Below are 23,290 nucleotides of genomic sequence, written 5' to 3' on the forward strand. Positions count from 1 at the left end.
CAGGCTATGTTCGGTTGATAAGCCTGTGAACTCAGGCGTCCGCCGGAACCAGAAACAGGCTGTCGATCAACGCCGTTTGCGCAGCTCCGGACTGTTTCAGGAATTCCGCAAGCTCCAGTTCGTCGAAACCGTCATGCCGGGAGGTCTGCCATTCGTGACGCACCAGCAGACGCCTGGTGTCGGGATCGAAGACCAGCGACCAATGATCCTGATCGGCCGGGCCAGGCCCGCGCCAGCTCTGGTAAAGTTTACGATTGATTTCCGCCATGACCGGCTCCTCTCCGTGCTTTCGCCAGCATAGCAGGGAGGGCGGATTTTGACGATTTCTGACGGGAGGAAATCGGGCTGGGAAACGGGCGGCCCGCCGGTTCGGAGGTCCCGGTAATGTGGATTTCGGCCGGTTTGGCGCCGGCCGACCATCACAAAAAAAGACCGGACGACGTGCCGCCCGGTCCCGAGAACGCCGCGGGTTGTTCGATTATTTCAGCGAGGTGCTGATCGTAGTAAAATTCGCGCTGAGCTGGGTGCCAACACCCTGCACTGCGGTGATGATCGCGATTGCGATGCCGGCTGCGATCAGCCCGTATTCGATCGCGGTGGCGCCGGATTCTTCCTTAATAAATCTTGAAATAAGCGTCTTCATGTTCGGTCCTGCCCTCATTTTGATCCCTTGGAACAAAGGGTACTCAAAAGTTCCATCGGTGAATCTACGGAACAACATCTAAGGTTGTTTAAATGGACGAGGTGTAACTTTTCTGGATATTGAAACGCGAATACTCCTCAAGTTTGAACGAAACGGCGCCGCGAATAACCCCAAATCACGGATTTCAAAGCCGAATTCCTCGTGGTGCGTCGAGCTCCCATCGGGAAAGCAGGGTTGTTGCGCGACCCGATTACCGGGTAATTACGCAAGATCGCCCGTTTCGAGTTTCCGGCCTCTCAATGACTGCCACCATTCGATGACCTCCACCCGCACCCCGTCCACCCACCGCGCCAGCTTCGCCATCGGCAGCGAGCAGACCGCCAAGCACGTCGTCGATCTGCTGACCGAAAGCTTTTTCGAGGGCCAGGCCGCGATATCGGCGTTTGAAGGCCCAAGCGGACGGTGGGACATCATCGTGCATTTTGCCGATGCGCCCGATCAGACCTCGATCCGCGAGCTGGTCGGCCTCGCCGCCGGCGACGAGGTCGCGCAGCACATTGCGTTCGACACGGTCGAAGCCAGGGACTGGGTCAAGGCTGCGCTCGAGGATCTCGTGCCGGTCCCGGCCGGGCGCTTCGTCGTGCACGGAAGCCATGACCGCGCGCGCGTGCCGGCCAACAAGCTCGGCATCGAAATCGAGGCGGCGCTGGCGTTCGGCACCGGCCATCACGGCACCACGCGCGGCTGCCTCTTGCTGCTCGATCATGTCCTCAAAGCGTATCAGCCGCGGCGCGTGCTCGATCTCGGCACCGGCACCGGCGTGCTGGCGATTGCCGCGGCCAAGGCGCTGCATGGCGCGGTATTGGCAAGCGACATCGATCCGGCCTCGGTTCGCGTCGCCCACGACAATGCGCACCTGAACGAAACCGGGCATCTGGTGCAGGCGATCCGCGCGACTGGTTTTGCGGCTCCGCAATTCGCGCAGCGCGGCCCGTTCGACCTGGTGCTGGCAAACATCCTCGCCAATCCGCTGCGGCAATTGGCAACGCCGATGGCGCGGCATCTGGCACGCTCGGCATTGGTGATCCTGTCGGGCCTGTTGACGCATCAGGCCGGCCCGGTCATCGCGGCCTATCGGGCGCGGGGTCTGGTGCCAGTACGGCATCTCAGGATCGAAGGCTGGAGCAGCCTGCTGTTGCGCAAGGCCGGGTGACGACGCATCAACGAAAGATGGCGCCATCCCCGCTCGCCACATCAAAACGCCCCTCCGGCCAGGTGCAGGAGGGACGTCGTTGATCGGTCGGCATCTGAAAGCGATGGGCTCTATTCGGGAGGTTTGTATCGGGCGATGACGCCCTTTTCTTCTTCTTCGCGTATGGCGCGTTTGACGCGTGCTTCCACAAAGCGACCCAGGATCTGGACGATAACGCCGCGTTGCTTTTTCTCGATGGGTGGAATCGGGCCGCGACGCACCGGTGGCGAAATCTTCTCAAACGTGAAAGCAGGCATCGTGCATCCCCTCTTCGTTGAGTTGAGACACTCCTGGATTTCCCCCGGGCATCGTTGGGTGAACGACTTGCTATGGAAACCGTTCCGCCCGGTCTAACGCAGGCAGCACGATCCAAGCATAACTTATGCCAAATTGCGGTGATTCTCGCCGCATTGCGGACTTCTCCATCCAATCCTAAAGTGGTCAGACGATGTTCGAAGCTCATTTCCAGACATTCGAAGAACCCGAAAGCGGTGTGGCGCTGGGCGCGCGGCTGTCGGCCTTTCGCGAGGAACTGGCGCGGCGCAAGCTGACGGGATTCGTGATTCCCCGCGCCGATCAGCAACAAAATGAATATGTCGCGCCGTCGGAAGAGCGGCTGGCCTGGCTCACCGGCTTCACCGGTTCGGCCGGATTGGCTGTGGTGCTGACGCAGGAAGCCGCGGTCTTTGTGGATGGCCGCTATACCCTGCAAGCGGCCAAACAGGTCGACCGCAAGGCCTGGCATATCGAGCCGCTGGCCGATCCGCCACCGGAACACTGGCTGGCGAAGCATCTGACCGCCGGCGACCGCCTCGGTTTTGATCCATGGCTGCATACTTCGGCGGCAGCCGAGCGGCTGCAGGCGGCCTGCGCCAAGGCCGGCGCGGAACTGGTCGCGATCGACGGCAATCCGCTGGATTCGGTGTGGACCGAACGCCCGGCGCCGCCGCTCGGGCCGGTCGCCGTTCACGGCATTCAATTTTCCGGCGAGATCGAAGCCGAGAAACTCAAACGGATCCGGCTGGAAATCGCAAAACTCGGCGTCGATGCGCTGGTGCTGTCGGATAGCCACGCGGTAGCCTGGACCTTCAACATCCGCGGTGCCGACGTCTCGCATACGCCGTTGCCGCTGTCCTATGCACTGGTGCCGAAGGACGGCCGCCCGACTGTGTTCATCGATCACCGCAAGCTCTCGAACGCGGCGCGCGACCATCTCGAGCAATCCGCCGATGTCAGGGAGCCCGACGCGCTGACGCCGCAGCTTAACGAACTGGCGCAGCAGGGTGTGGCGATCGCGCTCGACGCCGCGACCGCGGCCGATGCGTTGAGCCGCCTGATTGTGGCGGCCGGCGGCAAGCCGGTGCGCGGCAATGATCCGGTGAGCCTGCTCAAGGCGGTGAAGAACATCACCGAGATCGAGGGAACGCGAACGGCGCATCAGCGCGATGCGGTGGCGCTGACCCGGTTCCTGGCCTGGATCGATCGCGAAGCCCCGTCAGGCGCGCTGACCGAGATCGACACCGTCGAGGCGCTGGAAACGTTTCGCCGCCAGACCGGTGCGCTGAAGGATGTGTCGTTTCCCACCATTGCCGGCACCGGGCCGAATGGCGCCATCGTGCATTACCGCGTCACCCGCAAGAGCAACCGGCGGATTTCACCCGGCGATTTGCTGCTGATCGATTCCGGCGCGCAATATGAAGACGGCACCACCGACGTCACCCGCACCCTGGCAATCGGCGAACCCACGGCGGAAATGCGCGACCGTTTCACCCGCGTGCTGCGCGGACACATGGCGATCACGCGCGCGGTATTCCCCGACGGCACCACCGGCGCGCAGCTCGACAGCCTGGCGCGGCAGTTCCTGTGGCAGGCCGGTCTCGATTTCGAGCACGGCACCGGCCATGGCGTCGGCAGCTATCTTTCGGTCCACGAAGGCCCGGCGCGGATTTCAAAACTCGGCACCGCGCCGCTGAAGCGCGGCATGATCCTTTCCAACGAGCCCGGTTATTACAAGACCGACGCCTATGGCATCCGGATCGAGAATCTCGAACTGGTTGTCGGCGCTGACATCGCTGGCTCCGAAAAGCCGGTGAATGCGTTCGAGACGCTGACGCTGGCGCCGATCGACCGGCGCCTGATCGATGTGAACATGCTGAGCCAGGCGGAACTGGACTGGCTCAACGCTTACCACGCCCGCGTCAACCGCGAGGTGCGTCCGCATCTCAACGACAACGCCACGAAGCTGTGGCTGGACGAGGCGACGGCGGAACTGAAGTAGACGTTATCACGACCGCACCAACGGTCGTCATCCCCCGCGAAGGCGGGGGATCCAGTACGCCGCGGCTTCTCGGTTTAGCTCTGACGTCTCGGGAATACTGGATCACCCGCATGCGCGGGTGATGACAACCCCGGTTGTCGCGCGGGTGACGACAAAGGCATTTGGTTCGCAAGGCGAAACATCATCGCCTCGCCTCCCGAAATCGGAATAGCCGCATGCCGAAACGGCCGTATCCGCGCGTGAAGCGATCCCGCTACAGTCCGATTCACAATTGGATCGCACCTGAATGCATGGCGTGATGGGCAAGCCGCCCGGCGCGGCGACGGACAGCAACAGCTTCGCGACATCGAAGGTCATGCTGCTGATGCTCGTCCTGATGACGGGCGTCGCGCCGATCTCGCTCTATATGCTGGTACCGGCGCTGCCGGTGCTGGCGACCACGTTCGGGCGCGATATCTCGGTCGCGCAGATGACCGTGTCGCTCTATATGGTCGGCATCGCCTGCTCGCAGCTCATCATGGGGCCGCTGTCGGATAAATTCGGCCGGCGCCCGGTGCTGCTGTGCGGCCTCGGCCTGATGGTCGCCGCCAGCGCCGGCTGCATCTTCGCCGAAACCCTGCCGCAACTGATCGCCGCGCGCTTCCTGCAGGCGCTGGGCGGCGCCACCGGCATGGTGGTCAGCCGCGCCATCATCCGCGACCTCTACAGCCGCGACCGCATCAGCAGCATGATCAGCCTCGTCATCGCCGTGATGATGATCGCGCAGATGCTGAGCCCTTTGACCGGCGGCCTGCTGGAAACCGCGTTCGGCTGGCGCGCGATATTCTATCTCATCACCGCAGCGTCGCTGACGGTGACGGTCTTCATTGCCTTCGCGCTGCCCGAGACGCGCCGCGACCGCAGCGAAGCCGGCGGATTTCGCGGCGATGTCGGCAGCCTGGTCAAAAGCCGCGCCTTCATCGGCTACGTGCTGTGCCAGGTGCTGGCCTCGCAGATCATCTTCACCTTCGCCGGCGGCGGCCCCTATATCGTGGTGACGCAGATGGGCCGCACCAGCGCCGAATATGGCGCGTGGTTTGCGGCCACGGGGTTTGCCTATCTGATCGGCAACCTGTTCTGCGTGCGGTTCGCGCCGCGCCATTCGCTGGAGAAACTGATCTGGTTCGGGCTGGCACTGCAGCTCGGCGGCAGCCTGTTGAACCTGGTCTGGAGCATCACCGGATACAATCAGGCGCCGTCATTCCTGTTCGGCACCCAGATGATCGTGATGGTCGCCAACGCCTTCGTGATGTCGAATTCGGCGGCCGGCGCCATCAGCGTTCGCCCCGACGCCGCCGGCACCGCATCGGGCGCGATGGGATTTTTGCAGCAGGGCATCGGCGCGCTGGTCTCGCAATTCGGCGCCTATCTCGGCGGCCATTCCACCAGCACGCTGCCACTGACGGCGGCGATTTTTGCGATATCGATTCTCTGCGCTTCGACCATGATCTTCATCGTGCCGCGGCGAACGGTGATGGTCAGCGAGGAATTGATCGAACAGGCAGAGGAGGAAGAGTCGGGGATGTTGTGAAGCTTATTCCCCGATCAGCTTCAGCCACTCGTCTTCGGTCAGCACGGCTACCCCGTGCTTCTTGGCTTCAGCCAGCTTCGATCCTGCGCCCGGCCCCGCGACCACATAATCCGTCTTCTTCGACACCGAGCCCGCGGCCTTGGCCCCCTGCCGCTCGGCGGTGGCCTTGGCTTCATCGCGCGTCATCTTTTCCAGCGAACCGGTGAACACCACCGTCTTGCCGGCGACGGCGGAATTGCTCTTGGGCTTTTCGGCGTCGAGGATCTCGACCTCTTTCGTCAGCCGCTCGACGATGCCGCGGTTATGGCTCTCGCCAAAATAGGCGGCGACGCTCTTGATCACGGTGTCGCCGATTTGGTCCAGCGCATCCATCTCGGCGATGGTCTCCTCGTCGCCGTTGGCGACCTTCAGCCCCGCGTCGTGGAAAGCCTGCCAGGAACCGTAGCCGCGCGCCAGCGCCAGCGCGGTGGTCTCGCCGACATGACGCATGCCGAGCGCATAGATGAAACGCTCGAGCGAAATCCTGCGCCGGCCCTCGATCGAGGCAAACAGGTTGCGCACCGACGTCTCGCCGTAGCCTTCAATCTCCTCCAGCTTCAGCTTGGCGTTGCGTTTGGGCAGCGTGAAGATATCGGCGGGTTCCTTCACCCATTCTTCGTCGAAGAAAAACTGGATCTGCTTCTCGCCGAGCCCATCGATGTCGAAGGCGCGGCGCGAGACGAAAAGCCTGAGATGCTCGATCTTCTGGAACGGACAGGCGAACTCGCCGGTACAGCGGGCGCGCGAGCCCTCCTCCCCCGTCGCGGTCTCCTCGCGCACCACGTCGGTGTGCAGCGGGCACGGGCATTTTTTCGGGAAGTGAAATTCCTTTGCGTTCTTCGGCCGCTTGTCGATGACGACGTCGACGACTTGCGGAATCACGTCGCCGGCCCGCTGGATCACCACGGTATCGCCGATCCGGATATCGCGGCCGTCGCGCAGTTGCTCGCCGTCGCCGCCGATGCCCTTGATGTAGTCCTCATTGTGCAGCGTGACGTTCTGCACGATGACGCCGCCGACGCCGACCGGCTCCAGTTTGCCGACGGGCGTGAACGAGCCGGTGCGCCCGACCTGGATCTCGATATCGCGGAGCACGGTCATGGCGCGTTCGGCCGGGAATTTATGCGCAATCGCCCAGCGCGGCGTGCGCGACACGAAGCCGAGGCGCTGCTGCCAGTCGAGCCGGTCGATCTTGTAGACGACGCCGTCGATGTCGTAGTCGAGCTCGGCGCGCTGCTCCTCGATCTTGCGATGGAACGCGATCAACTGATCGGTGGAGTGACAGAGTTTTGTCAGCGGGTTGGTCTTGAAGCCGCAGCGCTGGAACCAGCCGATCATGCCGGACTGGGTTTCTTCCGGCATCGCGCTCATCTCGCCCCAGGCATAGGCGAAAAACCCGAGCGGCCGCGAGGCGGTGATGGTCGGATCCTTCTGACGCAGCGAACCGGCCGCCGAATTGCGCGGATTGGCGAACGGAGCTTCTCCGGCCTCAATCTGCTTCTTGTTGAGCGCGAGAAAGGCCTTCTTGGTCATGTAGACCTCGCCGCGGACCTCGCAGATGTCGGGCACATTGCGGCCCTTCAGTTTTTGCGGCACATCCTCCAGCGTGCGGATATTGGCGGTAACGTCCTCGCCTTCCGCACCGTCGCCACGGGTGGCGGCGGTGACGAGTTCGCCGCCCTCGTAGCGCAGCGACATCGACAGCCCGTCGATTTTCGGCTCGGCGGAAAAATCGATCTTGTCGTCCTGCAGCTTGAGAAACCGTTCGATACGGCCGACGAAATCGAGCACGTCCTGTTCGGCGAAGGCGTTGTCCAGCGACAGCATCGGCATCGCGTGGCGCACTTTCTTGAAACGCCCCGAGGGTGCCGCGCCGACCTTTTGCGACGGCGAGTCCGAGGTGACGAATTCCGGAAAGCGCTTTTCGATGGCGTCGTAGCGCTGCCGCAGCGCATCGTATTCGGCGTCGGTGACGCTAGGCGCATCGTCCTGGTAGTAGTGCTTGTCGTGACCTTCCAGTTCCAGCGCCAGCCGCATGTGCTCGACCTTGGCCTGGGCCTTGGTGAGCTTGGCGACGTCAAGAGGCGCTACTTTTTTTGATTTTGCTATCATGATGGAAATTCTAGCCCGTCATTCCGGGATGGTCCGAAGGACCAGACCCGGAATCTCGAGATTCCGGATCCGCGCTCCGGAATGACGTCTGGTTTAAGGTTGCGAACGACAGTCATGAACTACTACGTCTATATCATCGCGAGCCGAAGGGACGGAGCGATCTATATTGGCGTAACGAACGATATCGTGCGCCGGATTTACGAACACCGAACAAAGGCCGTCCCCGGTTTTGCATCCCGATATAATATCACACGGTTGGTTTGGTTCGAAATCTATGACGATCCCATTTCGGCGATCTCCCGCGAGAAAGAACTAAAGAAATGGAAGCGCAGTTGGAAGACTCAATTGATCGAAGCGCAGAACCCGCAGTGGGAAGATTTATACGAATCGATCTGCAACTAAGTTCGTCATTCCGGGATGGTCCGAAGGACCAGACCCGGAATCTCGAGATTCCGGGTTCGTGCTTCGCACGCCCCGGAATGACAGCGAATTACGCCGTCGCCGCGCGCAGCAGCCGATCCGCCGCCGCGCGCGCTTCGGCGGTGATCTCGGCGCCGGCCAGCATGCGGGCGATTTCCTCGCGGCGGTGATCGGCGGCGAGCGCGTTGACGCGGGTGGCGACGCGCTTGCCCTTGTCGAGCGCGTCCTTGGAAATCAGCAAATGCTGGTTGGCGCGCGCGGCGACCTGCGGCGCATGGGTCACCGCCATCACCTGGACCTTGCCGGCGAGCCGCGCCAGCCGGGCGCCGATCGCGTCGGCCACCGCGCCGCCCACCCCGGTGTCGATTTCGTCGAACACCAGCGTCGGCGCCGAGCCGCGATCGGACAGCACGACCTTCAGCGCCAGCAGGAAGCGCGACAGCTCGCCGCCGGAAGCGACCTTCATCAGCGGCCCCGGTTTGGTGCCGGGATTGGTCTGCACCCAGAACTCGATGCGGTCGATGCCCTGCGGCCCCGGCGATTTGGCGTCGGTCTCGACCTGCGTCATGAATTTCGCGCGTTCGAGTTTGAGCGGCGCGAGTTCGGCATTGACGGCCTTGTTGAGCTTTTCGGCGGATTTGGTCCGCGCCGCCGAGAGTTTCGCCGCCGCTGTGCCATAGCGCTTGTCGGCTTCGGACGCTGCGGCCTCCAGCTTCTTCAACTGGTCGGCGCCGGCATCGATCAGCGCCACATCATCCGCGTATTTGGCCGCGAGCGCCGCCAGGCCATCGACGGCGGTCGAATATTTGCGCGACGCGGCACGGAGCGCAAACAGCCGCTCCTCGATCCGCTCCAGTTCGGCGGGGTCGAAATCGGCCGCAATCAGCGCGGCCTGGAGATGCTGGTCGGCTTCTTCCAGCGCGTTGATCGCGATATCGATCGCTTTCACCGCCGGTTCCACCAGTGCCGGCGAATTGGCGGCGCGGCGTTCCAGCCGGCGCACCGCGGCGGCCAGCGCCGGCACCGGCGAATGGTTACCACCGACCGCCTCCTGCGCCTCGCGCAAATCGCCGGCGATCTTCTCGCCCTGCATCATCGTGGTGCGGCGTTCGGCGAGCGCAGTTTCCTCGCCGTCCTTCGGCGCCAGCGTCCTCAGTTCGTCGGCGGCGTGGCGGAGGTAGTCGGCTTCGCGGGCTGCGCGCTCCATGCTGGCGCGATGTTCTTCGAGCGCGGTGATGGCGGTGCGCCGGGCCTCCCAAAGCTGTTCCAGTGCCGCGACGTCCTTCTCGAGCCCGGCGAAGGCGTCGAGCAACTGCCGATGGGTCGAGGCATCGACCAGCGCGCGCTCGTCATGCTGGCCGTGGATCTCGACCAGCGCCGAGCCAATGGCTTTCAGGGTCTGTACGCTGATCGCCTGGTCGTTGATGAAGGCGCGGGTGCGGCCGTCCGCAAGCTGCACCCGGCGCAGGATCATTTCGCCGGTATCGTCGAGGCCGTTATCGCTGAGGATCACCGCGGCCGGATGGCCCTTGGGCACATCGAACACGGCCGTAACCTGGCCCTGCTCCACGCCGTGACGGACGAGGCCCGCGTCGCCGCGGCCGCCGAGCGCCAGCGCGAAGGCATCGAGCAGGATGGATTTGCCCGCGCCCGTCTCGCCGGTCAGCACCGCGAGGCCACGGGAAAACTCGATATCGAGCCGTTCGATCAGGACGATGTCACGGATCGACAGACGCGCCAGCATGCGAAGTAAATTCCTAGCCGAGACCCATTTTCTTGAAGGCCCTGGAAATATAGGAGCCCTGATTCTCGCTCGGCTCGAGACCGCCGGACTTTACAAGATTATAGGCGTCCTTGTACCAGCGGCTGTCAGGAAAATTGTGGCCAAGCACGGCGGCGGCGGTCTGCGCCTCGCCGACGATGCCGATCGCCATATAGGCCTCGGTCAGCCGCGCCAGCGCTTCCTCGACATGCCGCGTGGTCTGATAGCGGGTGACCACGGTCTTGAAACGGTTGATGGCGGCGGTGTAGTCGCGCTTTTCCATGTAATAGCGGCCGACATCCATTTCCTTGCCGGCGAGCTGGTCGCGCGCGCCTTCAAGCTTGGCCTTGGCGGTGGTGGCATATTCCGATGTCGGATATTTTCGGATCACCTCTTCCAGCGCCGCGATCGCCTTCTCGGTGCGGCCCTGGTCGCGGGAGATGTCCGGAATCTGGTCATAGTGCGAAGCCGCGATCAAATATTGCGCGTAGGCGGCGTCCGGACTGCCGGGATGCAGGGTGACGTAGCGGGTCGCCGCACCGATGCAGCTGTCGTAATCGCCGGAGGTGTAGAACGCATAGGCCGACATCAGCAGCGATTTGCGCGCGTAGTCGGAATAAGGATGCTGGCGGTCGACTTCCTCGAATTTCTTCGACGCCGCCTTCGGCTCCTTGCGCTGGTTCATCAGGTACAAGCCCTCATTATAGAGCTTGTCCGCGGGCTCTTCCACGAAGGTGTCGTCCTTGGCGAGGAACTTGTCCCACAGCGAACCGGTGCCACATCCGCTCAGGGGGATCGCCAGCACAATCAGGCCCGCCGCCAGCCGAAGCGACCGCGCGGCCCGGTTGAGGCTGCCATAGCCCGATGGTTTGCGTTGTTCGAGCGTCATCCGCTGTGCCGACATGGAATTTAAGACCTGACGCCTATGATGCGGTTAATGATGGAGCCCGCCCGTCCATGAACCGCGATCATGGACGCAATATTCCCCCGCGCCAGTGATGCCTTATCTTGCGACCGTAGGGCCTGTGTAGCCGAAAAATGGTCGTTAACCAACCGAATACGCAGCCATTCCGCCCGGATTAAGGCGGCCGAAAACCATCGTTACCAATTGTGGTTACTGCAGAAAACGCCTGTGTACGGAATCAGGAAACGTCCGGGCCGTAGGCCGGGGCAATCATGCCGCCCACCATTCCGCCGCCGGCTTCGGCATGGCTGCGCGGACGGCGCGCCGTCTCGGCCTCGACCACCCGCCAGGCGCTTCGATCGGCCAGCAGCGCCGTCAGCACCGCGTGGTTGAGCTTGTGGCCGCCACGCACCGAGCGATAGGCGCCGAGCAGCGGCAGGCCGGCCAATGCGAGATCGCCGACCACGTCGAGCACCTTGTGGCGGGCGCATTCATCGCTGTAGCGCAGGCCTTCGGCGTTGTGCAGACGGGTTCCGTCGAACACCACCGTATTCTCAAAGGACGCGCCGAGCGCGAAGCCGGCGCTGCAGAGTCGCGCGAAGTCGTTCATGAAGCCGAAGGTGCGGGCGCGCGCAACCTCGCGGCGGAAGCTTTCCGGGCTGAGATCGAGCGAGTAGCTCTGGCGCCCGATCACGGGGTTTGCGAAGTCGATTTCAACCTCGGCGCGGAACCCGGCGGCATAGGGGCGCAACTCACCGAAGGAGTCGCCGATCGCAACCTGCACCGGCTTCAGCACCTGGATGAAACGGCGGGTCGCGGATTGTGTAACGATGCCGGCCTGATCAATCGCGGCGACGAAGGCCGCCGCGCTGCCGTCCATGATCGGAACTTCCGGACCGTCGACTTCGATGATGGCGTTGTCGACGCCCATACCGCGCAGAGCAGCCAGCACATGTTCGGCGGTGGAAACCAGCGGACCGTCGCGGTCGCCGAGAACGGTCGCAAGATCGGTTGCGATGACGGATTCGGCGGTGGCCGGAACTTCACGGTCGGAATCATCCAGACCGGTGCGGACAAAAATAAAACCTGCATCGATGGGTGCAGGTCCAAGCGTAAGACTAACCGGTAAACCGGAATGAACGCCGACGCCCGTCACGGTGGCATGCGACCGAAGCGTCGTTTGACGGCTGAACTTCATGCGATAATCGCCCACTACCCGACTTAACCCAAACGCAGGAACCAGCGTTTACGTGCTGATTCGAGTTTTAGGCATCCCCAAGTCACGGCAGACCATAGTCACAGCCCCAAAGCGCGCCAACTCACGCTTTTTTACCGATTGTTACCCTATCTCTGCCGCATTCAAGCCCAAGCTTAACCAAATTACGGGACGGTTCAGGGCCGTTTCGACCGCGGCATCTGATCACGGAATTCATAATTAATCATTTAATATCAGCTTCTTGATCACCCAGCTGCGACCTGTTTCAGGGCCAAAGAAAAAGGCCCCGGCTGGATCAGCCGGGACCTTTTTAGTCACCAGAATTGTAACAAACTTCAGTTCGACTGCCGGCGCAGGAAGGCCGGGATATCAAGATGGTCGTCGCCCTGTGGCGCCGCGGCAACAGGTGCCGGGCGGCCATGAACGTCCAAACCCTGCGGCGCCGGGCGTCTTGCATACTCCGATACCGGCTCGTTACCGGCCATCTGCTGGGCGACCGATCGCTGCGGCTTGCGTTCGGGGAGCGGCGCCATCGCCGGTCCCGAGGCGCGCGCCTCGATCGGCGGCTCGGTCTCTTCGTCGCGGCGGCCGAGGCCGACATTGGCCAACCGCTGCAGCAGCGACAGCCGGGTCTTCTGCGGGTGCTCTTCCCCGGCCTCGCCGCGAGCCTGCCGGATTTCGGCCTGCGCCGGCATCGGAAGATCCTCGAACTTCGGCATCCGCGGAGCACGGACCGGCGGACGCTCAGCCGCCTGCGGGATGAAGGTGTCGGGCGTCGCCGGCTCTTCGGTCTCGACGCGGGCGATATCATGATCGGGGAACAGCGACGGCTTCTGCGCGATCGGACGAACCGTGACGTCGCCATAGGAGGCGGGCTGCAGCGGCGCCGAAGGCGGCGCTTCCGGGGCGACGGCGGCGGCGATGGCGGCCAGTGCCGCGCGCTCGACGCTGTTCGCCGCGCGCTGCGGCGCGGCGGCGCCTGGAGCCGGCGCTGCGGCCGGAGCCATCGGATCGAGCTTCTGGGCACGTTCGGCAAGGCGCTGATTGTCGGCGCGCAGCCGCGCGGTCAGATCGGCCAGACGGCTGTCCGGCGTCGACGCCGCGCTGTTGGTCACGACGGCGGGCGGCGCCGCGGAGTTGCGCGCGATGATCGCCTGTTCGATGCCGGTGGCAACGACGGAGACGCGGATGATGCCATCCAGGGTTTCATCGAAGGTCGCGCCGACGATGATGTTGGCGTCCTGATCGACTTCCTCGCGAATCCGGGTGGCGGCTTCGTCGACTTCGAACAGGGTCAGGTCCTTGCCGCCGGTGATCGAGATCAAGAGGCCGCGCGCCCCCTTCATCGATGAATCATCGATCAGCGGGTTGGCGATCGCAGCTTCGGCCGCAGTCAGCGCGCGCTTCTCGCCGGTGGCCTCGCCGGTGCCCATCATCGCCTTGCCCATTTCGCGCATCACGGCGCGGACGTCGGCGAAGTCGAGATTGATCAGGCCTTCCTTGACCATCAGGTCGGTGATGCAGGCGACGCCCGAATACAGCACCTGGTCGGCCATCGCAAAGGCGTCCGCGAAGGTGGTCTTTTCGTTGGCGACACGGAACAGGTTCTGGTTCGGGATGATCAGCAGCGTATCGACCACCTTGTGCAGCTCGGCAATGCCGGCTTCGGCGGTGCGCATGCGGCGCTGGCCTTCGAAGTGGAACGGTTTTGTCACCACGCCGACGGTGAGGATGCCCATCTCGCGCGCGGTCTTGGCGATGACGGGGGCTGCACCCGTGCCGGTGCCGCCGCCCATGCCGGCGGTGACGAACACCATGTTGGCGCCGCTCAGGTGATCGCGAAGCTCGTCGATGACCTCTTGCGCCGCGGCCGCGCCGACATCGGGCTGGGAACCTGCGCCGAGGCCCTGCGTGACTTGCGTGCCCATCTGCACGATGCGCTGGGCTTTCGACATGGTCAGCGCCTGCGCGTCGGTGTTGGCGACGACGAAATCGACGCCCTGCAGCCCGGCAGTGATCATGTTATTGACGGCATTGCCGCCTGCTCCACCGACGCCGAAGACGGTAATCCGCGGTTTCAGCTCGCTGATGTCAGGGGGGGTCAGATTGAGTGCCATGGTTGCCTCTCGATTACGCGCGCGTTGGTTCGCCCCGGCCGGCGGCCGCGGGAGTTGGTGAAAGTCGTTTGGTCTGGGATCCAGTCATCAGAAGCCCTCGCGAAGCCATCGTCCGACCTTTCCGAAATAGCCGTCAGTCCCTGTTCTGAGCTGCCGCGTATGCCGCGGTTCGACGTGTTCCAGATGAGCGTATTGCGGATAGACCAGGAGGCCCGCGGGCACCGCAAACGACGGGCCCTTCGCCTCATTGGGCATGCGGCCGAAGCCGAGCGGGCGGCCGATCCGGACCGGCCGGTTGAGAATCCGGGTGGCCAGCTCGACGGTGCCGGTGAGCTGCGCAGCGCCGCCGCTCAAGACAACCCGCGCCCTCGGCTCTGCCGCAAAGGGGGAATCCGCGAGCCGGTCCCGGACCATTTCAAAAATCTCCTCGGCGCGATGCCGGACGATGTTGGCGATCGTGGCGCGCGAGACGATCTGCGGAGCATCGCGTTCGTCGCCCGCGGTGGGAACGGACATCAGCTCGCGCGCGTCGGATCCGCCGGTCAGCGCGGTGCCGTATAAAGTCTTGATTCGCTCGGCATCCGCAATGCATGCACCGACACCGCGTGCAAGATCCATCGTGATGTGTTGCCCGCCGACCGCAAATCCGGAGGCGTGCACGAATCGTCCGCCCGAATAGGTTGCAATCGTGGTCGAGCCAGCGCCCATCTCGACCACGGCGGCGCCGAGATCGGCTTCGTCGTCGGTCAGGACCGAGAGGCCGGCGACATAGGGGCTGGCCGCCATGGCTTCGACGTTGATATGGCAGCGCTCGACCACCAGCATCAGGTTTTTGGCGACGGTGGCGTCCGCGGTGACGACGTTCATGTCGACGCCGAACTGCCGCGCCACCATGCCCCTGGGGTCGCGGATGCCCTTGGCGCCGTCGAGGGTGTAGCCGACCGGCAGCGCATGCAGCACGGTGCGGCCCTCGCCGGTGGCGTGGCGCATGCCGGTCGAGGTCACGCGGGTAATGTCGGCCTCAGTGACGGAACCGCCGCGAATATCGGCCGCGGCTTCCACCAGCTGGCCGTGCAGCCGGCCGCCGGAGACGGACAGCAAAACGGATTCGACGCGAACCTTGGCCATGCGTTCGGCCAGCGCCACCGCCTGGCGCACCGCCTGTTCGCACTCGGCGAGGTCGACCACCGCGCCGGCCTTGACGCCGCGCGACTGGATCTGGCTGTAGCCGATCAATTCCACCGCATGGCTGCGCCCGCGCAAGGCCTCGTTCGGCGGGCACGGCTTCAGCCGCGCGATCATGCAGGCGATCTTGCTGGTGCCGACATCGAGGGAAGCCACCAGCGCGGTGCGCTTCTGCGCCATCGGGCGCGTCTTCGGGGTCTGATTGCGATCGAGGCCGGTCATGCGTCGCCGGCCTTTTTCTTGGTCTTCTTGTCCTTGAACAGCTCTTCGCGGGCCTTGGCCGCATCCTCGGACAATTGCACCGTCAGCCTGTCCGGCAGGCGCATGTCGATCGCGACGATGTCGCGCGAGAACAGTTTGTCTTCCTTGTCGAGCTTGCTCAGCGCCGCCAGCGCATTGCCGACGTCGTTTTCCGGCAGGCGGACATCGAGACCGTCCTTCAGCCGTAGGTTCCAGCGCCGTTCGCCGACGAAGATCGCAGCCTTGGTCACGGCGCGGACCTGCGGATAGCGGTCGAGCAGCGCCAGGAAATCCTTGGCTCTGACATCGGCGCCCTTGCCCACCACCAGCGGCAGCGTGACGAAGCGGCGCGACACATAGGGCTCCAACACCGCGCCGTCGTCGGCGATAACGGACAACCGGCCGTCCTCCTGCCACAGCGCAAATGCCGACCGCTCGGTTATGTTGATCTGAAGCCGGCCGGGATAAAGCTTCAAGATCGTGGCATCGGCAATCCAGGGATTGGCCTTGAGCTTGTCGCGCACGGTGGCCGCATCGAGGAACAACAGCGACGAGCGGCCGTTGACGCCGCCGATCGCGAGCACTTCGTCCTGGCTCAACTGCTTGCGGCCGTTGATGGCGACGGTAGTGATGCGGAATCCGGCGGAATTGGCCAGCGCATTGCGGGTATCGCTCAAAGCCTGGGTCAATTCGTCGACATGGCCGCCCTTGACGATGCCGAAGCCGGCGCTGCCAAGTAGCATCAGCACGGTCAAAGTAATACCGGCCCGGTGCGGCAAATAACGTTCGAGCGCCAGAATGAGGCGGTTGGGCGGCGCGCGATCGAGCGCCGGCCTGGCGCGGACGCGGCGTCGGCCCAGCCGCTCGCGCAACAGCACGACCGCTCCTATAGCGGCTGCTTTCAGGTCAGCTTGGGGCCCCAGCGATCGCAGCGATCGAGCGAGGCGTCCTGCACCATCCATTGCACGAGCTCGTCAAATGTTGTTCCCGCAAAAGGCTTTGCGAGTTCTGGCGCAAATGACGTCTCGGTCATGCCGGGCTGGATTTGGACCTCCAGTCAGAAGAGGCCTTTTTTCCCTCGATGCGATCGTCGAAGCGGAAATCCGCAACTGCTCGCGCCCCGGCAGCCAAGCGCCACATGCGCCGCCAGCGTTAACCTTCGGACTTCCTGGTAAACAAAGTGTAAAACCGGTGCGCTCAGGGCGTGTTTTGATGTGCCTTGTGAGCACTTTGCCGCGCAATCGTTAGGATTTTCGCAATAAATCGTCCGGCGCGCCCGGTTCCCTTCGCCAAGGGGCGAATAGCCGGGCGGTCAGGCCATTCCTGCTATGGCCGGCTGCGCTTTTCGGCCAGCACGATCTGGTCGCGCAGGAAATCGGCGAAATCGATCCCCTGCGCCTTGAGCGCCTTCGGATACAGCGAGGCCGGGGTCAGGCCCGGCAAGGTGTTGGTCTCGAGGTAGATCAGCCCCTTCGCCGAGACGATGAAATCGGTACGGGAATAGCCGGTGCACGACAGCGCCCGGTGCGCCCGGATCGACTGATCCATGATCTCTGCCGTGGTCTCGGGCAAAAAGCGGCCCGGGCAAATCTCCTGGGTCGATTTCAACAGGTATTTGGCGGCGTAGTCGAACGCGCCCTCCGCAGGCACGATCTCGATCGGCGGAAGCGAGAACACCGCGCCGTCCGCCTGCTCCAGCACGCCGCAGGTGGCTTCGATACCGGAGACGAACGGCTCGATCAGATATTCCTCTGACTTCGCGGCGTTGCGGACGGCGATGAGGTCCTGCTTCGCATTGACGAAAATCAGGCCGTAGCTTGATCCATCCTTGGCCGGTTTTGCAATCAGCCTGCCGTATTCGGCGAACGCGGCCTCGATGTCATCAAGCGCAACGCCCGCCGGCGCCTTCACGCCCGCGATGGCCACAAAGCGTTTCGCCGCGGCCTTGTCGAAGGCGAGATGCGAGGATGCCGAGCCGGATCCGGTGAACGGAATGCCGCGCATCTCGCACATCGCCTGCAACTCGCCATTCTCCGCCCGGCCGCCGTGCAGGCCAAGCACCAGCAGGCGGTCTTCCGCCTTGGCCTTGTCGAGCCCCGCTTCGAACGCGATGCCGCGATTACCGGGCTTGAATTCATCCTCGAACGGCCGCGTGTGGCCGAGCAGGGTTTCGGAGCGGACCTCGTGCACGGTATCGGCGACATCCCAGAACCAGAGATCGGCCTCCGGCAAGGCACGATGCAGCGCCTGCGCGCTCGCCACCGAAACCAGGCGCTCTTTATTGGTGCCGCCGAAGAGAATGGTAATCCGCATGTTTCGATCCGCCAATTCTTCCGTCATTCCGGGATGGTCCGAAGGACCAGACCCCGAATCTCCTTATCTATACAACTTCTGGATTCTCCGATGTGCAATTGCACATCGTAGTTCGCGCTGTGCGCGCCCCCGAATGACGACTATGCCGGAATCCCAACCCGCTTGATTTCCCAGTGTAGCTCGATTCCGGAATTATCTTTAACCCGCGCGCGCACGGTCTCGCCGAGGGTTTCGATATCATGCCCGGTGGCATCACCGGTATTGATCAGGAAATTGCAGTGCATCTCCGACACCTGCGCGCCGCCGACGCGAAGACCGCGGCAGCCGGCGGCGTCGATCAGTTTCCAGGCGCTGTGACCGGGCGGGTTCTTGAAGGTCGAGCCGCCGGTCTTTTCGCGGATCGGTTGCGCCGTCTCGCGATGGGTCTGCACCTCGGCCATGCGCGCGCGGATCGCTTCCGGCGCCGTGATGGCCCCTCGAAAGCGCGCCGAGGTAAAAATGATCGCGGGATCGACGCCGCTGTTGCGGTAGACGAACTTCATGCCGGCATTGGAAAATACATGCCGGGCGCCGTCGCGGCCGATGCCGGTGGCTTCGACCAGCACGTCCCGGGTCTCGCTCCCGTTGGCGCCCGCATTCATGCGCAGCGCGCCACCGATGGAGCCGGGGATGCCGAAGAAAAATTCCATGCCGCCGATATTGGCCGCCGCCGCCGTTTCCGCCACGCGCTTGTCGAGCGCCGCGGAGCCGGCGCTGACGATGTCGCCCTCGGCGCTGGTGTCGCCGAACCCGCGCGGCGACAGCCGAATCACGACATCCGGGATACCGCCATCGCGCACGATCAGGTTGGAGCCGACACCGACGACAGTGACCGGAAACTCCCTGGGCAGATGCGACAGGAAATAAGCCAGGTCGTCTTCATCCGACGGCGTGAACAGCACCTGCGCCGGACCGCCGACGCGAAACCATGTCAGCTCGGCCAGCGACTGGTTCGCCAGCAACCGCCCGCGCAATTCGGGCATCGCGGCCTTAAGATCGGGCGTGATGTCGGGGAACATCAACGCTACCCCAGCGCCTTCAATTCGCCCGGCAGCGCGTAGGCCCATTGCGTGATATTGCCGGCACCGAGACACACGACGAGATCGCCGCGGCCGGCGATGCCGTGGACGACCTTGGCGAGTTCCGAAGAACTCTGCAGCGGAATCACCTCACGGTGGCCATGCGCGCGCAAGCCGAGCACAAAGTGGTCGCGGTCGATGCCCGGGATCGGCGCCTCGCCGGCCGGATAGACTTCAGCGACGACGACCGCATCGGCGTCATTGAAGCAGGTGCAAAATTCCTCGAACAGCGATTGCAGGCGGGTGAAGCGATGCGGCTGCACCACCGCTATGATCTTGCCGTTGGCGGATTCGCGCGCCGCCCGCAGCACGGCTGCGATCTCGACCGGATGATGGCCGTAATCGTCGATCACGGTGACGCCGTCATATTCGCCGGTTTTGGTGAAACGCCGCTTCACCCCGCCGAAGCCAGCGATCGCCTTTCGGATCATGTCATCGGAAATGCCGAGTTCATGCGCCAAGGCGATCGCGGCCGTGGCGTTGAGCGCGTTGTGCCGTCCCGGCATAGGCAGCAGGAGGTCGGCGATTTCGCGCGTGGCATCGGTCTTGCGGTTGCGGAACGCGACCTTGAATTTCGAACCGCCGCCCATCGGCGTGAGATCCATCAGCCGCGCATCGGCCTGCGGATTTTCGCCGTAGGTGATGATGCGGCGATCCTCGATCTTGCCGACCAAGGTCTGCACCACGGGGTGATCGGTGCACATCACGGCAAAGCCGTAAAACGGCACGTTCTCGACGAAATTGCGGAATGCGTCCTGGATCGCCTCGAAGGTCTTGAAGTGATCGAGATGTTCGGGATCGATGTTGGTGACGATCACGACATCGGATGGCAGTTTCAAGAACGTGCCGTCGCTCTCGTCGGCTTCCACCACCATCCAGTCGCCGGCGCCCAGACGAGCATTGGAGCCGTACGCATTGATGATGCCGCCATTGATCACGGTCGGATCGAGATCGCCGGCATCGAGCAACGTTGCCACCATCGTGGTGGTCGTGGTCTTGCCGTGGGTGCCGGCGACCGCGACGCAGCTTTTGAGCCGCATCAGCTCGGCGAGCATTTCGGCGCGTCGCACCACGGGAATCCGCTGCGCGCGCGCCGCCATCAATTCGGGATTGTCGCGCTTGATCGCGGTCGACACCACGACCACGTCGGCGCCGTCGACATTCTCCGCCTTGTGGCCAACCGAGACCGTGATGCCCCTGTCGCGCAGCCGCGCGACGTTGCCGCTCTCGGAGGCGTCCGAGCCCTGCACGGTATAGCCCAGATTGCACAGCACCTCGGCGATGCCGCTCATGCCGATGCCGCCGATCCCGACGAAGTGAATGGGTCCGATCTCGCGCGGCAGTCTCATGGTTGTTCCTCGGTGTCATCGCCCGCCAACGGGTCGGCGCAAAGCGCCGCCCGATGACAGGCTCCGGCGGGCGATCCAGTATTCCGCGCCCCCCGTGAGTCAAATCAGCGGCGCGGCGTACTGGATGCCCCGCTTTCGCGGGGCATGACAAGGGCAATTTTGTGCGCAAGCGCCTAGATTCTGGCGACTTTCATCACCAGATCGGCCAGCCGCTCCGCCGCATCCAGCCTGCCGACGCTGCGCGCGGCCGTGGCCATCGCGGTTAACCTGGCGGGCTCGGCGGCCAGCGCGGAGATTTCCGCCGCCAGCCGGTCGGGGGTAAATTCGGTCTGCGGAATCCGTAAAGCACCATTTGCCTGCGACAGCACGCCGGCATTGGCGAACTGGTCCTGATCGATCGCGCCCGGCAATGGCACCAGAATGGAGGGCCGTCCGATCGCGGCGAGTTCGGCGACCGTACCGGCGCCGGAGCGCGAGATCACCAGATGGCTCGACGCCAGCTTCGCCGGCAGGTCGCCGAAGAACGGCGCCAGTTCGGCGTTGATCTTGAGCCGGTCATACACTGCGCGGACCCGCGCCATGTCCTCTTCGCGGACTTGCTGCGTCAGCATCAGACGGGCCCACAGCACCGGCTCCAGCCGCTCGATTGCGCCCGGCACGATATCGCTCATCACCCGCGCACCCTGGCTGCCGCCGACCACCAGCACGCGCAGCGGTCCATTCGGTTCGGGTGTCGCAAACGGCACCGCCGCGGCGGCAAGAATCGCGGGACGCATCGGCGTGCCGACGGTGGTTGTCTTGCCGGCCAGCGAAGGATCGCGATCGAGCACGCCGGGCAGCGAGGTCGCGACCGCGTCGACGCGGCTGGAGAGAAAGCGGTTGGCGCGGCCGAGTACTGCGTTGGCGTCGTGAATGATGCCGGGCACGCCGAGCCAGCGTGCCGCCATCAGCGGCGGCACGGTCGGATAGCCGCCGAAACCGACCACGGCGGCGGGCTTCAGCCGCCGCACCAGATTGAGCGCCACCATGGTACCATAGCCCAGCATGATGGCGGTGCGTGCCAGCGACACGGGATTGCGGCTGCGCACGGTCTCGCTCGGCACCACGTCGATCATGTCCTTGGAGAACAACCCGCTGTAGCGCAGCGCGCGGGCGTCGGTCGCCAGACGCACGCGCAGGCCGCGCTTGATCAGCTCGACGCCCAGCGCCTCGGCAGGAAACAGATGACCGCCGGTACCGCCCGCGGCCAGCAGAATCAAAGGCGCTAAATTCATTGTTGCAATCTTCGCGAACCGAGTGCCGTCATTGCGAGCGAAGCAACTTGTCCGCCGTAGCTTTAGCGAAGGCGGAAGCAATTCATAGGCCAGGAAGCTGGATTGCTTCCGCCTTCGCTCTTCGAGCTACGGCGGACAGGTCGTCACTTCGTTCCTCGCAATGACGAAAAGCGCGTCTTTCCCCTCAGGTCAAGCGTAACCGCGCGCCGCGCTGGCATCGTTGATCGATTCCATCTCGGTGCGCGGGCGCAGCCTGGTCAGCGCCAGCATCATGCCGACGCCGTAAGCCAATGAGACGATCGACGAACCGCCATAGGAGATGAACGGCAGCGTCATGCCCTTGGCGGGGATCAGCTGCAGATTGACCGCCATGTTGATGGCGGCCTGCACCCCGAACAGGATCGCAAGGCCGGAAGCGGCAAAGCGCGCGAACATGTCCTCGGTGGCGTAGGCGCGCGACAGCGTGCGGATCACGACGAAGGCGAACAGCGCGACCAGCGCCAGGCACAGGATGATGCCGAATTCTTCCGCCGCGACCGCGAACACGAAGTCGGTGTGGCTGTCCGGCAGGCTGCGCTTGGCAATGCCTTCGCCGGGCCCTAGCCCAAACCAGCCGCCGTTCCAGAACGCCTCCATCGCGGTGTCGACCTGAAAGGTGTCGCCCGAGGCCGGATTCATGAAGCGCTTGATGCGGCCGGCGACGTGCGGCACCAGCAAATAGGCGCCGAACAAGCCGGCGCTGGCGGCGCCCGCGAGCCCCAGCACCCAGATCATCCGCATGCCCGCGATGAAGAACAGCGCGCCCCACACCATCAGGATCAGCATGGTCTGGCCGAAGTCCGGCTCCATCACCAACAGCGACACCAGCATCATCAGGAGCGCCAGCGCCATCGAGGTCGCCGGCATTTCCGGGCGCTTGGTCGATTCGGCAAAAAGCCACGCCGCCATCACTACGAAGGCGGGCTTGGCGGATTCGGAGGCCTGGATGTTGACGCCGAGCAGCGTGATCCAGCGCCGCGAGCCCTTGACCTCGGGACCGAGCAGCAGTGTCGCCACGATCAGCGCGATCGAGACCGCGAACACCAGCAGCGCGGATCGGCGGATCTGCCGCGGCGACAGGAACGACACCGCGATCAGCACCATGAAAGACGGCAGCAGGAACAGGATGTGCCGGTTGAAGAAGTGGAAGGGATCGAGCCCGATCCTTGTTGCCACCGGCGGGCTCGCCGCCAGCGACAGAATGACGCCAGCCAGCATCAGCGCGATGATCGCTGCCAGCAGCGGCTTGTCGACGGTCCACCACCATTCGGAAAACGGGGTGCGTTGGTCACGGGCAAGCATGGGCGTCCCCAAATGGCAGAGGTAACGCCCATTGGTGGCGCAGGATGGTTTCCAAGGGGTTAATGAGATCATAATCTTTTGAGATGTTGGCTAGTGCCACCTCACAAACGGTCGTCATACCCGCGAAAGCGGGTATCCAGTACGCCGCGGCCGTAGT

19 protein-coding genes and 1 pseudogene are annotated in these 23,290 nt (G+C 63.9%); 4 read left to right on the top strand and 16 right to left on the bottom strand.

Annotation, left to right across the window (positions count from 1 at the left end; translation table 11 throughout):
• Positions 1-31: 31 nt before the first annotated feature.
• Together V1289_RS10485 and V1289_RS10490 are read right to left on the bottom strand one after the other, a co-directional pair.
• Positions 32-268, bottom strand: coding sequence for a hypothetical protein (locus V1289_RS10485; protein ID WP_334396871.1), 237 nt, complete (start codon positions 266-268; stop codon positions 32-34).
• 210 nt (positions 269-478) lie between these two features.
• The gene (locus V1289_RS10490) at positions 479-643 is read right to left on the bottom strand and encodes a Flp family type IVb pilin (protein WP_334396872.1); all 165 of its coding nucleotides are present in this window, start codon (positions 641-643) and stop codon (positions 479-481) included.
• A gap of 316 nt (positions 644-959) precedes the next feature.
• On the opposite strand from V1289_RS10490, the gene V1289_RS10495 reads away from it, so the two are divergent.
• Positions 960-1,856: a 50S ribosomal protein L11 methyltransferase gene (locus V1289_RS10495; RefSeq protein ID WP_334396873.1), complete on the top strand. Its 897-nt coding sequence runs from the start codon at positions 960-962 to the stop codon at positions 1,854-1,856.
• A 110-nt stretch (positions 1,857-1,966) separates the two neighbouring features.
• Here V1289_RS10495 and V1289_RS10500 read toward each other — a convergent pair whose 3' ends face one another.
• Complete coding sequence (locus tag V1289_RS10500) at positions 1,967-2,152, bottom strand: hypothetical protein (protein WP_334396874.1); 186 nt, start codon at positions 2,150-2,152, stop codon at positions 1,967-1,969.
• 191 nt (positions 2,153-2,343) lie between these two features.
• Between V1289_RS10500 and V1289_RS10505 the strand changes: the two genes are divergently transcribed.
• Both V1289_RS10505 and V1289_RS10510 read left to right on the top strand, forming a co-directional pair.
• Positions 2,344-4,173 carry an aminopeptidase P family protein gene (locus V1289_RS10505; protein WP_334396875.1) on the top strand — a complete coding sequence of 610 codons (1,830 nt, stop codon included), beginning with the start codon at positions 2,344-2,346 and terminating at the stop codon, positions 4,171-4,173.
• Between the two features lie 286 nt (positions 4,174-4,459).
• Entirely contained in the window at positions 4,460-5,743 is a 1,284-nt protein-coding gene (locus V1289_RS10510; RefSeq protein ID WP_334396876.1) for a multidrug effflux MFS transporter, read from the top strand.
• A gap of 3 nt (positions 5,744-5,746) precedes the next feature.
• On the opposite strand, the gene ligA is transcribed toward V1289_RS10510, so the two are convergent.
• A complete protein-coding gene (gene ligA, locus V1289_RS10515; RefSeq protein ID WP_334396878.1) occupies positions 5,747-7,894 on the bottom strand; it encodes an NAD-dependent DNA ligase LigA in 2,148 nt (715 codons plus the stop codon).
• A gap of 114 nt (positions 7,895-8,008) precedes the next feature.
• On the opposite strand from ligA, the gene V1289_RS10520 reads away from it, so the two are divergent.
• Positions 8,009-8,296, top strand: coding sequence for a GIY-YIG nuclease family protein (locus V1289_RS10520; RefSeq protein WP_334396880.1), 288 nt, complete (start codon positions 8,009-8,011; stop codon positions 8,294-8,296).
• Positions 8,297-8,384: 88 nt separating this feature from the next.
• Here V1289_RS10520 and recN read toward each other — a convergent pair whose 3' ends face one another.
• The 12 genes and pseudogenes from recN to ftsW all read right to left on the bottom strand — a co-directional run bounded on the left by recN (position 8,385) and on the right by ftsW (position 23,133).
• The gene (gene recN / locus V1289_RS10525; protein WP_334396881.1) at positions 8,385-10,058 is read right to left on the bottom strand and encodes a DNA repair protein RecN; all 1,674 of its coding nucleotides are present in this window, start codon (positions 10,056-10,058) and stop codon (positions 8,385-8,387) included.
• 13 nt (positions 10,059-10,071) lie between these two features.
• Positions 10,072-10,980, bottom strand: coding sequence for an outer membrane protein assembly factor BamD (locus tag V1289_RS10530; protein WP_334396882.1), 909 nt, complete (start codon positions 10,978-10,980; stop codon positions 10,072-10,074).
• Between the two features lie 238 nt (positions 10,981-11,218).
• Positions 11,219-12,178, bottom strand: a complete 960-nt coding sequence (gene lpxC / locus V1289_RS10535; protein WP_334396883.1) for a UDP-3-O-acyl-N-acetylglucosamine deacetylase — start codon at positions 12,176-12,178, stop codon at positions 11,219-11,221.
• Positions 12,179-12,531: 353 nt separating this feature from the next.
• Positions 12,532-14,313 carry a cell division protein FtsZ gene (ftsZ, locus tag V1289_RS10540; protein WP_334396884.1) on the bottom strand — a complete coding sequence of 594 codons (1,782 nt, stop codon included), beginning with the start codon at positions 14,311-14,313 and terminating at the stop codon, positions 12,532-12,534.
• Positions 14,314-14,400: 87 nt separating this feature from the next.
• Positions 14,401-15,720 (bottom strand): cell division protein FtsA, encoded by a 1,320-nt coding sequence (gene ftsA, locus V1289_RS10545; protein ID WP_334396885.1) that lies wholly within the window; start codon positions 15,718-15,720, stop codon positions 14,401-14,403.
• On the bottom strand, positions 15,717-16,700 hold the full coding sequence (locus V1289_RS10550; RefSeq protein WP_334396886.1) for a cell division protein FtsQ/DivIB: 984 nt from the start codon (positions 16,698-16,700) through the stop codon (positions 15,717-15,719). The genes ftsA and V1289_RS10550 overlap by 4 nt, the downstream gene beginning before the upstream one ends.
• Positions 16,640-16,981: pseudogene (locus V1289_RS10555) on the bottom strand (D-alanine--D-alanine ligase); the annotation flags it as partial. The pseudogene V1289_RS10555 and the gene V1289_RS10550, both read right to left, overlap by 61 nt.
• 83 nt (positions 16,982-17,064) lie before the next feature.
• The gene (locus V1289_RS10560) at positions 17,065-18,051 is read right to left on the bottom strand and encodes a D-alanine--D-alanine ligase family protein (RefSeq protein WP_334396887.1); all 987 of its coding nucleotides are present in this window, start codon (positions 18,049-18,051) and stop codon (positions 17,065-17,067) included.
• A 140-nt stretch (positions 18,052-18,191) separates the two neighbouring features.
• Positions 18,192-19,112: a UDP-N-acetylmuramate dehydrogenase gene (gene murB / locus V1289_RS10565; RefSeq protein WP_334396889.1), complete on the bottom strand. Its 921-nt coding sequence runs from the start codon at positions 19,110-19,112 to the stop codon at positions 18,192-18,194.
• Between the two features lie 2 nt (positions 19,113-19,114).
• Positions 19,115-20,518 carry a UDP-N-acetylmuramate--L-alanine ligase gene (murC, locus tag V1289_RS10570; protein ID WP_334396890.1) on the bottom strand — a complete coding sequence of 468 codons (1,404 nt, stop codon included), beginning with the start codon at positions 20,516-20,518 and terminating at the stop codon, positions 19,115-19,117.
• Between the two features lie 173 nt (positions 20,519-20,691).
• Complete coding sequence (murG, locus tag V1289_RS10575) at positions 20,692-21,792, bottom strand: undecaprenyldiphospho-muramoylpentapeptide beta-N-acetylglucosaminyltransferase (protein WP_334396891.1); 1,101 nt, start codon at positions 21,790-21,792, stop codon at positions 20,692-20,694.
• Positions 21,793-21,981: 189 nt separating this feature from the next.
• Positions 21,982-23,133 carry a putative lipid II flippase FtsW gene (ftsW, locus tag V1289_RS10580; RefSeq protein WP_309178946.1) on the bottom strand — a complete coding sequence of 384 codons (1,152 nt, stop codon included), beginning with the start codon at positions 23,131-23,133 and terminating at the stop codon, positions 21,982-21,984.
• Positions 23,134-23,290 lie beyond the last annotated feature (157 nt).

Source organism: Bradyrhizobium sp. AZCC 2289 (assembly GCF_036924615.1).
In the GTDB taxonomy this organism is placed as follows: domain Bacteria; phylum Pseudomonadota; class Alphaproteobacteria; order Rhizobiales; family Xanthobacteraceae; genus Bradyrhizobium.